Annotated in this window: 11 protein-coding genes and 2 riboswitches; of the genes, 7 read left to right on the top strand and 4 right to left on the bottom strand. The window is 67.5% G+C overall.

The window, feature by feature from the left end; translation table 11 throughout:
* Nucleotides 1–14: 14 nt before the first annotated feature.
* A complete protein-coding gene (locus AU072_RS26640) occupies nt 15–1,466 on the top strand; it encodes a zinc ribbon domain-containing protein (protein ID WP_235629813.1) in 1,452 nt (483 codons plus the stop codon).
* A 3-nt stretch (nt 1,467–1,469) separates the two neighbouring features.
* Here AU072_RS26640 and AU072_RS26645 read toward each other — a convergent pair whose 3' ends face one another.
* The 3 genes from AU072_RS26645 to AU072_RS26655 all read right to left on the bottom strand — a co-directional run bounded on the left by AU072_RS26645 (nt 1,470) and on the right by AU072_RS26655 (nt 4,437).
* Entirely contained in the window at nt 1,470–2,381 is a 912-nt protein-coding gene (locus AU072_RS26645) for an LmeA family phospholipid-binding protein (RefSeq protein ID WP_064416541.1), read from the bottom strand.
* Nucleotides 2,378–3,193 (bottom strand): carbon-nitrogen hydrolase family protein, encoded by an 816-nt coding sequence (locus AU072_RS26650; protein WP_064416542.1) that lies wholly within the window; start codon nt 3,191–3,193, stop codon nt 2,378–2,380. Before AU072_RS26650 ends, AU072_RS26645 begins: the two co-directional genes overlap by 4 nt.
* A 101-nt stretch (nt 3,194–3,294) precedes the next feature.
* Nucleotides 3,295–4,437, bottom strand: coding sequence for an agmatinase family protein (locus tag AU072_RS26655; protein WP_064416543.1), 1,143 nt, complete (start codon nt 4,435–4,437; stop codon nt 3,295–3,297).
* A gap of 10 nt (nt 4,438–4,447) precedes the next feature.
* Nucleotides 4,448–4,511, bottom strand: a riboswitch (guanidine-III (ykkC-III) riboswitch).
* Nucleotides 4,512–4,628: 117 nt separating this feature from the next.
* Nucleotides 4,629–4,730: riboswitch (guanidine-I (ykkC/yxkD leader) on the top strand.
* Nucleotides 4,731–4,753: 23 nt separating this feature from the next.
* Here AU072_RS26655 and AU072_RS26660 point away from each other — a divergent pair.
* Nucleotides 4,754–6,292 carry a high affinity choline transporter 1 gene (locus tag AU072_RS26660; RefSeq protein WP_064416544.1) on the top strand — a complete coding sequence of 513 codons (1,539 nt, stop codon included), beginning with the start codon at nt 4,754–4,756 and terminating at the stop codon, nt 6,290–6,292.
* Nucleotides 6,293–6,298: 6 nt separating this feature from the next.
* Here the strand turns inward: AU072_RS26660 and AU072_RS26665 are convergent, their stop codons facing one another.
* On the bottom strand, nt 6,299–7,081 hold the full coding sequence (locus AU072_RS26665; protein ID WP_064416545.1) for a hypothetical protein: 783 nt from the start codon (nt 7,079–7,081) through the stop codon (nt 6,299–6,301).
* A gap of 298 nt (nt 7,082–7,379) precedes the next feature.
* Between AU072_RS26665 and AU072_RS26670 the strand changes: the two genes are divergently transcribed.
* Genes AU072_RS26670 through AU072_RS26690 form a run of 5 tightly spaced genes read left to right on the top strand, consistent with a single transcriptional unit; the run spans nt 7,380 to nt 12,594 of the window.
* The gene (locus tag AU072_RS26670; RefSeq protein WP_064416546.1) at nt 7,380–8,945 is read left to right on the top strand and encodes an AMP-binding protein; all 1,566 of its coding nucleotides are present in this window, start codon (nt 7,380–7,382) and stop codon (nt 8,943–8,945) included.
* A 10-nt stretch (nt 8,946–8,955) separates the two neighbouring features.
* Nucleotides 8,956–9,792: a mycofactocin-coupled SDR family oxidoreductase gene (locus tag AU072_RS26675; RefSeq protein WP_064416662.1), complete on the top strand. Its 837-nt coding sequence runs from the start codon at nt 8,956–8,958 to the stop codon at nt 9,790–9,792.
* Nucleotides 9,789–11,006: a CaiB/BaiF CoA transferase family protein gene (locus tag AU072_RS26680; RefSeq protein WP_217266037.1), complete on the top strand. Its 1,218-nt coding sequence runs from the start codon at nt 9,789–9,791 to the stop codon at nt 11,004–11,006. The genes AU072_RS26675 and AU072_RS26680 overlap by 4 nt, the downstream gene beginning before the upstream one ends.
* Entirely contained in the window at nt 11,003–11,416 is a 414-nt protein-coding gene (locus AU072_RS26685) for a Zn-ribbon domain-containing OB-fold protein (RefSeq protein ID WP_235629812.1), read from the top strand. Before AU072_RS26680 ends, AU072_RS26685 begins: the two co-directional genes overlap by 4 nt.
* Entirely contained in the window at nt 11,413–12,594 is a 1,182-nt protein-coding gene (locus tag AU072_RS26690; protein ID WP_235629811.1) for a thiolase family protein, read from the top strand. The genes AU072_RS26685 and AU072_RS26690 overlap by 4 nt, the downstream gene beginning before the upstream one ends.

Raw genomic sequence — 12,594 nt, forward strand, 5'->3', positions numbered from 1 at the left:
TGTTGTTTCCGCATGTGTCGGCTCGATCGAGGGCGACGTTCGGGCTCGCGCTGGCAGCACTGGCGACGATGCTCGTCGGCTTCGCGCTACTGCGTTGGCAGGCGCCGCTGATCGCGATCGGAGCGGTCGGTGTGGCGCTGGTGTTCATCGGCTATCTGCGTCAGGCAGGTCACGACCTACCGGCACGGCAGCTGATTCAGACCGCTGCGCTGGCCGCGGTGCTCGGTGTCGGGTGGGCGTTGGCGACCGGCAGCATCGTCGCCGAGTCCCACGATGTCGCACTCAGCGGCGGCGAGCTGGATCGCGAAAAACTGTTGACAGGCATTGCGATACCGGTCGGTAGTGCGATCGCGATGCTGATTCCGGCGGCGGTGCTGCGGTTCCGCCGCGGGGTGACTCGCCTGCCGTTCGACGGTTACGCGGTCGGGGCGTTGAGCGCCGTCGTCTTCACATCGGCAGCGACGTCAACCAGATTGGTTCCGCAGTTCGCGACCGGTTTCAGAGCCGAAGACCTGTGGGTCAGCGCGCTTCTGGTACAGGCCGGTATCCAGGGGTTGACCCTGCCGTTGACCGCGCTGACGCTCGGCGGGCTCGTCGGCCTCGCGCTGTGGGCGGAGCGTCGGAGGATGATCGTCGCCAGTGTGATTGTGACGCTGGTGCTTTACACGATCATGGGTGTCACCGAGTACACCCCGGCGCCGCACATCGTGCATCTGATCGTGCATGCCGCCATCGCCGTGGTCGCACTGGCTGCGCTGCGCGGTGGGCAGCGTGCCGCGGGCCCATTGCCACAGGAGCCGAACCCCGAGGGGGAGGCCGGCCGCGCGCGGGTGCTCGTGACGCTGGGTGTGGGCGCGGCCATCGCGGTCACGGCCGGTGCGGTGACGGCCGTGCTCACCACCCCCGACGTCCCGAAGATCGTGTGCCCGCCCGATTGTGGGCGGCCTCCGATCGGCGAGCCCATCGAATCCAACCCGCGGTTCTATGCCGCCGACGGGTCGTTCTCCGTCCAATACCCGGGACCCGGTAGCGCGTACGAGGCGACGCTGCTCCCCGATGGGGTCGAGCTGGAGTTCACCGGCGGGGACACCGGCATGCTCGAGCTGTTCGGACTGCCCGCCGCAAACCGGACCGCCAAGCAGGTCGCCGAGGACCTGATCGACGAGTACTACCCGGACGCCGCAACCGAATACGAGATCCCCAACGCGATGGTCGGCTATGAACCCGGCTACGGCGTCGTCGCCGATGACTATCCCCAGGACGCCAGCGGCAGCTTCACCCGGCTCCGGCTGATCGTGATGGTCGCCGTCAAAAACGATGTCGCCCTGGTGGCCTCGGCGATCGGCCCCTACCGCGAATTCACACCCGACTTCGGCACGGGCCATCCGTCGGGTGCCAACTTGCAGCTGGCGATCGATATGGGCAAGTACGTCAACAGTTTCCGCTGGACCGGTGTCACCGACTGACGGTCACAGCTCGGCGAAGCAGGGATCCTGCTGACCCTTCGGGATATCGGCGTTGCGCGTCGAGAACCGGCTCACCACACCCTCATCGGTGACCTCCACCGAATCGGCCTTGATGTTCATCGGGTAATTCTTCGTCAGCTCGGAGGTGAACGCGTCCAACGCCGGCTGCACGGCTTCGCGGGGCAGCGTGAAACCCAGACCGGTCAGTTCGATCACCTGCAGCGAGATCCCGCCGTCGACGACCGCCGGCCGGGCCCTGATCGAACCGAGCCCGCCTTCCAACTCGATCGTGTCGTCGGACGGGTTGGTCGTGACACCGCTGACGAACGCGCCGATGAGCGGGATCGAATCGGAGATGGTCTGCCGAATGCCCTCCGACGACCAGTTGATGTCGGCGACCAGTGAACCGATCGTTCCGCCCGAGGTGGCCGTGTCCTCGAGGCGGACGTCCTCGATGGTCAACTCGACCTTCATACCCTTGGCGTCGCGGATCTGATTGCCTGCGGTCTCGATGTGGATGTTCGTGTAGTGGCCGGACATGTGCTGGATCAGGAACGGCGGCATGACGCCGAACGATGCGCTCGCCTCGTCTTCGACCACGCATGACGTGACACCTGCGACGACGTCGTTCGCGCGCTTACGTGCGTACAGTTCGCCGGCGAGCACGCCGGCCAGCACCAGGGCCACCACGATGACCACCACCAGCACGATCGACAGCGGATCGCGCAGCAGGCTCCTGAGCTTGGACTCCGAGGGCGGTGGCTCGCTTCGGCCCGGTTCATTGGCTCCATGGGGTCCGGGCGGCGGGCCCTGCGGCGGCGAGCCCTGCGGTGGCGGAGCCTGGTCCTGCTGTGGCGAGGGGACCTGGCCCTGCGGCGGCGACGGCTGGTTCGGGCGGGCCCACGGGTCAGTCACGAGCGCGATTCTGCCTTACCGCGACGAGCAAAGTCCGCGCGGTTGCGCAACACCGCGACCGTCTCGCGCACCTTGCGCCCGTCCTCCAGGTCGATGTCCGTCACCAGCAACTGCGGGTCGTCGCCCGCACTGACCAGCACGTCACCGGTCGGGGACGCGACCAGGCTGCCTCCCACGCCGGTCGGACCGAGCGCCGCGATGTCGGGTTCCGGACAGCCCTGGTCGACGGCGGCGACGAAGCCGGTCGTGTCGATCGCGCGGGCCCTCGCCAGCAACGTCCACTGGTCGAGCTTGCCCGGCCCGCTGCCCCACGACGCGTGCACGGTGATCAGTTGCGCACCCCGTTCGGCAAGCTCGACGTAGAGCTCCGGAAAGCGGACGTCGTAGCACAGCGTCAGCCCGACACTCACGCCGTCGACCTCGATCAGGACCGGCTCCCGGCCGGGCGCGACCGTCTTGGACTCCTGGAACCCGAACGCGTCGTAGAGGTGGATCTTCTCGTAGTGCGCGTCAACACCGTCGCCGGCGGCGATCAGTGTGTTCAGAACCCGCCCGTCACCCGAAGGCACGAACATGCCCGCGACGACGACGATGCCCGCCCGCTCGGCGATGGCCCGCACACCCGAGGCCCACGGCCCGTCGAGCGGTTCGGCGACCGGGGCCAGCGGCACCCCGAACCGGCACATCGTGGCCTCGGGGAACAGCACCATCCGGGCGCCGGCGTCGGCGGCGCGGCGGGTGTAGTCCGCCACGACCGCGAGGTTCGCCGACGGGTCGGTGCCGCTGAGGATCTGCGCGAGGGCAATCCGCATGGGCCCCAGCCTACGGCGCTTCGCCGAAACTACGGTTTCTGACGGAAACAGGGGGAATTTCGTCAAATAGCGCAGTCTCGGCGAGCTCAAAGGGGAGTCGGCTACGGCCCCCAGGCGGGGCGGGGCAGCGCTGCGGCCTTGTTGCCCAGCTTGCCGGAGCGCACCTGCGCGGCGAGGCTGTCGAGAATCACCCGCGAACTCAACAACGCGGTCTGCTCGGCCCAGTCGTACGGCGGTGAGCATTCGACCACCTCGATACCGGCCAGTCCCGGCTCGGACACCATCTTGACGAGGTTCAGCGCCTCGCGCGGCAACAGTCCGCCGGGCTCGGGCCAGCCGGTGCCCGGAACGAACCCGGCGTCGATCACATCGATGTCGAAGGACAGGTACACCGCCTTGGCGTCCTTCCACGCGATCTCCAGCGCCATCTCGGCGATCTTCTCGACACCGACCCGCTCGACGTCGCCGACCGTGATCACCGTCGACTGCCGCTCACGCCCGACCTTGACCCCCGCCCGCGGTGCCTGCCACCCGCCGATACCGATCTGCACCAGGTTGGTGGCGGGTGCGTTCTTGATGTTGGTCGCGTGGAACCACGGCGTGGTGTGCATGCGCTCGTCGAGGTCGGTCTCCTGGGTGTCGACGTGGCGGTCGAAATGGATGATCCCGACGTTGCCGTCCAGGTACGGGGCCATCCCGCGGATGGTCGGGAAACCGATCGAATGGTCGCCGCCCAGCACGACGGGCATCACGCCCTTGCTCACCACATGCGCCATGGCCTGGCTGATCTGGTCGAACGACTTCTCCAGATTTCCGGGAATCGTGAACACGTCGCCGATGTCGACCATGTTGAGCTGCTCGCGCAGATCGACGCCGGACTCGTAGTTGTAGGTGCCGAAGAGGTTGGTGGAGCGCCGAATTCCCTGCGGGCCGAAGCGCGTTCCGGGACGGTAGGTGGCGCCGGCGTCGAGGGGCACGCCGAAGATCGCGACCTCCGCGTCGTCGACCTGGTTCACGTCCTCGACGAACGGACACTTGAGGAAGGTGCCCCGCTCGCCTGCGAAGTGCGGCAACTCGCCGCGGACGAACGTCGAGATGCGACGGTCGTTGATCGTCGGGGCGGCCTCCAGCCCGAACGTCAGGCTGCGTTCGATCTCCTCGCGTTCGCGGCGGTCGGACAAGCGGGCCTCGGCCTGCTGAGCCCAGGCGCCCTCGGCGTTGAGGGGTTGGTTGTTTTCGGTCACGGGTGCTCCTGATGTGCCGTCTTGTCGCTGACCGGGTACGGCACACTCGTCCGGGGAGCCGACACGGCTCCTGCGGGCATTGTTGATCCGAAATGGTCCACGCGCTACTCGAATCGAAACAAAGCGTTAACACCGGACGCGGTCGGCCGTAACGCCGCGACGCTTATCTGGTCGACGACTCACAGGTGACTGTGAGGCGCGCCTAGGGTTCCGCCGCAATCATGCGGGTCTGGTCCGAGAGGTGCAGGCGGACTGCGGCGTCCGTTCCACGGCGGGAGAAAAGCCCGGGAGACTCCATCGCGCATAGGAGCTCCAGATGATTCTTCTCGGTGTGGCGGCCAGCATCGTCGTCGTCGTGGCCGTCGGTTTCTACGTGTCCAAACGCATCGAAGGCGACAGCTCGAATTTCCTTGTCGGCGGCCGCATGTTGCCCTACTGGCTGATCGGCGGCGCATTGATGGGCTCGGCCGTCGACACCAACGCCACGCTGGGCAACACCGACCTCGCCTACGAGTTCGGCTTCTGGGCGGGTGCGAGCCTGCCGCTCGGCCTGGCACTGTGCCTGACCATCACGGGCGTGTTCTTCGCCAAACCGATGAACCGCATGGGGTTGACGTCGTTTCCCGATTACTACCGCCTGAGATTCGGCCGGTCGGTGGAGGTCGGCGCCTCCGCGCTGCTGGCGGTCGGATTCTGCATGCTGGTGGCGGGCAACCTGGTCGCGGGTGGCTTCCTGTTCAACTACTTCCTGGGCATGCCGTACTGGCTGGGTGTCGTGCTCATCGCGGGAATTGCGGTGGCCTACACCGGCACCGGTGGATTGATCGCCGACGCCTACACCGCGATCATCCAGATGTCGCTGATCCTGATCGGTGCGATCGGGATGCTGGTGTGGATGGCCTCCACGCACACCCTCGAAATCGCCGACGGCACCGGGCCGCTGGCCCTTGGGCAGTTGTCGGACCCGGCGCAGGGCGCGGTGATCAACTGGGCCACGTTGCTCGCGCTCGGCATCGGCGACATCGTCGCGATCGACTTCATGCAGCGGGTGTTCGCCGCCAAGTCGCCCACGAGCGCGCGCCGCGCGTGCTTCGTCGCGGCCACCGGCACGGTCGCGATCTGTGTGCCGTTCGGCCTGGTGGTGTTGGCCGCCAAGACGTTCCTGCCCGAAGACATCGACGGCCCACCACTTTTCGTGCTTCTCGGCGAATACGCTCCGACGGTGCTGACCGTGATCGTGTTGTGCGGGCTGGTCGGCGCGTCGATGAGCACCGCCAACGGGGCGATCCTGGCGATCTCGAATGTCTGCGTTCGCAACCTCGGCGGTATCCGGCGTGTCCACGTGCCCGGCCAGCGCGACCCGCTGCTGCGTGCGACCCGTATCGCGATGGTCCCGATGACGGTGTTCTCGATCGCGTTCGCGATCTACGTCAAACAGACGGGCATCCTGCTGACCCTCGCGTTCGACCTGCTGCTGGCCTGTTTGGTCGTGCCCTTCATCCTCGGGCTGGTATGGCGGCGGGGCACCACCGCCGCGGCGATCGCCGCGATGGGTGTGGGATTGGTTGTCCGTCTCGTCCTGTTCATGCTGACGCCGACGATCTACGGCGTCGACAACACCATCCTGTACGTCCGAAACGACCTCGTGCCGGCAAGTTTCGACGGCTGGCCGACGTTCATCGCGTTCGCCGCGGCGATCGTCACCTACCTCGCCGTGTCGCTGATGACCCGACCGGCGCATCTGCGGGGGCTGGACATCCAGTTGGCCAAGGACGTCGACGACGCGCTCGATGCGACCGCAGAAGAGATCGAGCACGGCGTACCGGTGCTGGCAGGAAAGCCCGGACCGGCGTAGCCGGGCTCAGGTCGGTGCGACGGTCGGCCAGGGTACGGTCAACACCCCGTCGCGCATCCGCCGGCGCGCGGGTACGACAGGAAAACCGCTGTCGTGCAACAGTTCCAGCATCGCGCGCCACCGCACCCGCGGGCCGAACACCCCGTGCCCCGCAACGCTGGCCCACGCGCGGTCGGCGGCGCTCAGCAATGCGTGCACGGGCTGACCGTCGACGTTGTGGTGGATCAGTGCCTTCGGCAGCCGCTCGGCCAGATCGGACGGCCGTTCGATCGCGAACGGGTCGCACGCCAGCGTCAGGCTCACCGGACCGTTCTCGTCCAGCAGAATCCAACAGGCTCGGCGGCCGAGTTCGTCGCAGGTGCCGTCGACGATCAGGCCACCGGTCGCGAGCTGTCGCTGCATCGTCGACCACGCCTCGTGCACCGCTTCGACCGGGTACTGCCGCAACACGTTGAACGCCCGCACCAGGACGGGCCGCAGTCCCGCCAATTCGAAACCGCCGAGGCCGAACTGCACCACCCGGGACTCCGCCGCCTGCGCCGTCTGCACGCGGTCGGGATCGATCTCCAGGCCCACGACGCGAATGTCGTTGCGCACCACCCGCAGCCGTGCGGCGAGCTCGAGCGTCGTCACCGGCAAGGCGCCGTAACCGAGATCGATGACCAGCGGATCCTCGGCAGCGGCCAGCGCGACCCGGACCCGCGGCGCGTGCACGAGCCAGCGGTCACTGCGGCGCAACCGGTTGTAGCCGGTGGTACCCCGTGTCAGCTGACCGATGGGCCCGCTCATGGCTCCGAGTCTATGGTCCGCCGGCCCCTTGGCTCCGATGCGCGGGACCATCGCGGGGCAAGGGTGCGAACTTTCCCGATGTAAAAGTAGAATACGACTCTCGTTCGGCAATAGTGTTGCTATGATCGCACGCGTCCACTGGTCGCCATCGGCAGCAGCGGTGCTGCCACCTCACGGGGGTGCTGACGTTGGTGCACGATCCGCCGGGTCCGCGGATTTCGCGGCCGACCCCAGCCGGACCGTGGCATGCTCGCCTTCGATATCTGCAGACGCGTGCACCCGAAAACGAGCTCCGGCAGTGACGAGCGTATTCCACGAGGCGACCCGGGTGATTCCTGCCGACCTTCGGAAGCACTACGAAGCGGAAGGATGGTGGACGTCCGACACGCTTGGCGCGTCGCTTTCGGAGTCGCTGACCGCTCACCGGGAGCTGCCGTTCCGGGTCTATTCGTCCGCCCGCCCGTACGCCGGGACGTTCGGCGACGTGGAGACCGTCGCCCGCCGGCTGGCCGAAGGCTTGCGGGCGCGTGGGGTGCAACCGGGTGACGTCGTGGCGTTCCAGCTGCCGAATTGGATGGAGTCCGCCGCGACGTTCTGGGCGGCCACGCTGCTCGGTGCGGTCGTGGTGCCGATCGTGCACTTCTACGGGCGCAAGGAGCTCGGGCACATCCTGACCACCGCTGCGCCGAAGGTCTTCATCACGGCGACGGAGTTCGGCCGGATGACGTATCACCCTGATCTGGTCGCGGACGTTCCGATCGTCGGTGTGGTCGGACGCGACTTCGACGACCTGCTGTCGCCGACGCCCATGACGGGGGTGCTCGACGCGGATCCGGCGGGTCCGGCACTGATCGCGTTCACGTCGGGGACCACCCGCGACCCCAAGGGCGTCGTGCACAGCCATCAGTCGCTGGGCTTCGAGATCCGCCAACTGGCGGCCAACCACCCGCCCAATCCGTCGGGTTCGGTGATGGCGCTGCCGGTGGGACACTTCATCGGAATGCTCGGCGGACTGTTGTGCCCGGTGCTCGAAGGAGTACCGGTACACCTGTGCGACACTTGGGATCCCGGCCTGGTGCTGGACCTGATGCGGCGTGACGGCGTCGGCTTCGGCGGTGGGCCAACGTATTTCATCACCAGCCTGCTCGACCACCCCGAGTTCACCGAAGAACACTTGCGGTACATGCCCTATCTGGGTCTGGGTGGCTCAGCCGTGCCGGTTGCGGTGACGCGGCGGCTCACCGATCTGGGACTGGTCGTGACACGGTCATACGGCAGCACGGAACATCCGTCGATCACCGGGTCGCGGCCCGAAGCCCCCGTCGAGAAGCGGCTTTACACAGACGGCCCGGCGCGTCCCGGTGTCGAGCTCCGCATCGCCTCCGACGGTGAAATCCTGTCCCGCGGTCCGGATTTGTGCCTTGGTTACCTCGACCCACAGCTCTCGGCCACGGCGTTCGACGCCGACGGGTGGTACCACACCGGGGATGTCGGCGTCCTCGACGAGGACGGGTATCTCACCATCACCGACCGTAAGGCCGACGTGATCATCCGCGGTGGTGAGAACATCAGCGCCATCGAAGTCGAAGAAGCGCTGCTCGGCCTACCCGCCGTCGCCGAGGCCGTCGTGGTGGCCGCGCCCGACCGCGCATTCGGTGAGCGGGTCGCAGCGGTACTGAGGCTGAAGCCGGGTTGGCCCATGCCGACCCGTGACGATGTGCGCGAGCATTTCGTATCCGCCGGGATGGCACGTCAGAAGTGGCCCGAAGAGTTGCACCAGGTCGACGACTTCCCGCGCACAGCAAGCGGCAAGGTACAGAAGTACCTGGTACGGCAGAAAGTTCGTCGGTTTCACCGATTGTGAGGAGGCTTCGATGACGGGACGCGTTGCGGGCAAGGTGGCTTTCGTCACCGGCGCGGCTCGCGGGCAGGGCCGCAGCCACGCGGTCCGGCTGGCCGAGGAGGGCGCCGACATCATCGCGGTCGACATCTGCAGGCACATCGACAACACACCCGAACCGGGGTCGACCCCCGCCGACCTGGCCGAGACCGCCGACATGGTCAAGGCGCTGGATCGCCGTGTCGTCACCGCGGAGGTCGACGTCTGCGACTTCGATGCGCTCAAGGCCGCCGTCGACAGCGGCGTCGAGCAACTGGGCCGACTCGACATCGTCGTCGCCAACGCGGGCATCGGTACCCCGGGGGCGATGCTGGACGAGATGGACGAGCCGCGCTGGCAGCAGACGATCGACGTCAATCTGTCGAGTGTCTGGAAATCGGTCAAAGCCGCTGTGCCCCACATCAAGACGGGAGGCCGGGGTGGATCGGTGATCATGACGAGTTCAGTGGGCGGTCTCAAGGCCTACCCGCATGTCGGTCACTATGTCACCGCCAAACACGGCGTGGTCGGGCTGATGCGGACCTTCGCGGTCGAGTTGGGGCAGTTCAGCATTCGGGTGAACTCGGTCCATCCGACCCATGTCGGCACCGACATGTTGCTCAACGAGTCGACGTATCGAGCGTTTCGCCCCGATCTGGAGAACCCCGCTGCCGACGACATCAAACCGATCTGCCAGATGTTCCACATGCTGCCGATTCCGTGGGTCGAGCCCGCCGACATCAGCAGTGCTGTGTTGTTCCTCGCCTCCGATGAGGCCCGATACATCACCGGCGTCCCGCTCCCGATCGATGCGGGCAGTTGTCTGAAGTGACCGACGTCGGGGGCGCGTTCGACGGCATCCGCGTCGTCGAGCTCGCGCAGTGGGTGTTCGTGCCGGTTGCCGGCGCGCTGCTGGCCGATTGGGGTGCCGACGTGGTGCGCGTGGAGCGGCTCGACGGTGATCCCTACCGGGGGCTGGCCACGCAGGGCATCGGAACGGACCGCGGCGGTGTCAATCTGTCGATGGCCCTTGCCAATCGGGGCAAACGCTCGATCGCGTTGGATCTGCGTCAGCCACAGGGCCTCGCGGTGCTCCACGATCTGCTCGCGTCGGCCGATGTGCTGCTGACGAGCCTGCGCCCCGGCGCGCTGGAACGGCTGGGGCTCGCCGCCGACGCCGTACGCGAACGCCATCCGCACCTGGTCTACGCCCGCGGACACGGCTTCGGGGTCCGCGGTCCCGACGCCAACCAGCCCGGCTACGACAGCTCGGCGTTCTGGGCCCGCGGGGCCGTCGGTCACATGCTGACCCCGGCAGAGCGGGATTACCCGATCAGCCAGCGCGGCGCGATGGGAGACCGCAACGGTGCGATGGCGCTCGCGTTCGGCATAGCCGCCGCGCTGCTCAAACGAGCCCGCACCGGAGCGGGTTCGGTGGTCGACGTCTCGCTGTTGGCCACCGCGATGTGGATGTTGTCCTCGGATCTGCTTGTGGCCCTCAACGGCGGTGAGGCACAACCGGTCCGGGGCCGCGGGCCACAGGTGAACCCGTTGACCGCGACGTATCGGACCAAGGATGAGCGCCACATCCAGCTGATGTTCCTGCAGGGCGACCGCTACTGGAAAGACTTCTGCCGTGCGGTCGGCCGGCCGGATCTGAGCGATGACCCGCGATTTGTCGACCTCGCCGCCCGGCGCGTCAACGCCGCGGCCTGTGTCGCCGAACTCGACGCGCTGTTCACCGAACGCACACTCGAGGAGTGGAAGACGGTGCTGGCGACACTGGATGCTCCATGGTCGCCGATCCAGACGATTCACGAGGTGGTCGACGACCCCCAGGTAGTGGCAAACTCTTACGTCGGTGACGTCGTCATCGACGATGAGGTCGCATACCGGTTACCCACGGTCCCAGTGCAATTCGACGAGCAACCGCCGAAGTTGCGCCGCGCGCCCGAACACGGTGAACACACGGAGGCGGTGCTACTGGAATTGGGATACGACTGGGACCGCATCACCGGTCTGGCCGAGGCGGGCGTCATCCCGTGACCGCGCAGCGTCCGTTGCCGGTGCCCGACGAGATGTCCGCGCCGTATTGGGCCGCGGCCGCCCGGCATGTCCTCACCGTCGCACGCTGCATGGTGTGCGAAACCCTCACGCTACCGCCGGACGTGGTGTGCACGGCGTGCGGCAGCACCGACCCGCGGTTCGAATTCACCCCGGTGAGCGGCCGGGGAGTTGTGCGAGCGTGGACCGTTGTGCGCCAGTCCTTTCTGCCGGGCTTCGAGGTGCCGTTCACGCTTGTCGACGTCGAGCTGGAGGAGCAGAGCGATCTTCGGCTGATCGGACGACTGCTCGGCGCCGACGCTTCCGAATTGAGGATCGGCGCCACGGTGTCGGTGACCTTCGAAGACGTGGGCGCCGAAACCGCCGTACCCGCATTCGAGTTGGCGCCGTGACCCGCCGCGCCCGCGCCGCCGTCGTCGGCTATGCGCACAGCGCGATCGAGCGCCGGGCGACGCGGCCACTGGGCGCGCTGGCCGTGGACACCGTACGCGCCGCGATCGCCGATGCGGGCCTGACGCTGGACATGGTCGACGGATATGTCGGCTCGAGCATGTTACCCAGCGCGGGCGGGCATCAAGCCGTGGACGGCGTCAGCATCGTGTCGCCGATGTGGTTGGCGCGCAGCCTCGGTGGCGAACCCCGCTACGTTGCGGGGTTCGACGGCATCGGCCAGGTCTCCGGGTCGGTGGGTATGGCGGTCAACGCGTTGATGAGCGGAGTGGCCGACTACGTCGTCGTGCACCGCGCTCTGCACAATCCGGCCGGTAGTTACCACGGCAGCGCGATGCGCGAGGCCCGCGGCGCCCAACAGTGGACGGCGCCGCAAGGGTTCTTCGGTCCGCTGGCGATGATCGCCCTGCCGTACAACGAATATCTCCAACGGTTCGGCGCGCGCCGCGAGTCGATGGCCGCCGTGGTCACCGAAGCCCGCAAGGACGGTGCCCGGCTGCCGTGGTCGTACTGGCACGGCCGGCCGCTGACGGCCGAGCAGTACCTCGCCGAGGCCACGCTGGTGGACCCGGTCTGCCGGCTCGACTGCGACATCCCGGTCGACGGCGTCGCTGCGTTCGTGCTGACGACCGAGGACCGTGCGGTCGATTCACCGCACCGGCCGGTGTACGTGTCGGGTTTCGCGAACAGCGTCGGCGGTCCGCGGCGGCTGCCGTTGCACTGGCCGCTTGACGACATCCTGGCAGGAGGCCGCGACACCATCGAACGACTGTGGCGGCAAACCGGTTTGACGATCGACGACGTCGACCTGCCGCAGGTCTACGACGGCTTCTCCCCGCTCGTGTGGTTCTGGCTGGAGGTGCTGGGCCTCTGTCCGGTCGGCGAGGCCCACCGGTTCGCCGAGAACGGCGGCATCGACGCCGACCGGCCGGGCGCCGTACCCGCGCTATCGGGCGGCGGTGCGCTGGGTAACGGCCGCATGCACGGGGTGCCGCAGATGCTCGAGTGCTACCTGCAGCTGTCTCGCCGGGCGGGCGAGCGACAGCGCGACGTGTCGACCGGCCTGGCGTGCCAGGCGGCACCGCACTTCGGCGGCGTGGTGGCCTACTCCTCGGACTGA

Origin of the sequence: Mycolicibacterium novocastrense (assembly GCF_001499835.1) — a bacterium.
GTDB lineage: Bacteria > Actinomycetota > Actinomycetes > Mycobacteriales > Mycobacteriaceae > Mycobacterium > Mycobacterium novocastrense.

Excerpts from the sequence above, each read along its gene's own strand:
- AU072_RS26650 (WP_064416542.1), bottom strand. The coding sequence starts at position 3,193 with ATGCGGATTGCCCTCGCGCAGATCCTCAGCGGCACCGACCCGTCGGCG.
- AU072_RS26675 (WP_064416662.1), top strand. The coding sequence starts at position 8,956 with ATGACGGGACGCGTTGCGGGCAAGGTGGCTTTCGTCACCGGCGCGGCT.
- AU072_RS26660 (WP_064416544.1), top strand. The coding sequence starts at position 4,754 with ATGATTCTTCTCGGTGTGGCGGCCAGCATCGTCGTCGTCGTGGCCGTC.
- AU072_RS26665 (WP_064416545.1), bottom strand. The coding sequence starts at position 7,081 with ATGAGCGGGCCCATCGGTCAGCTGACACGGGGTACCACCGGCTACAAC.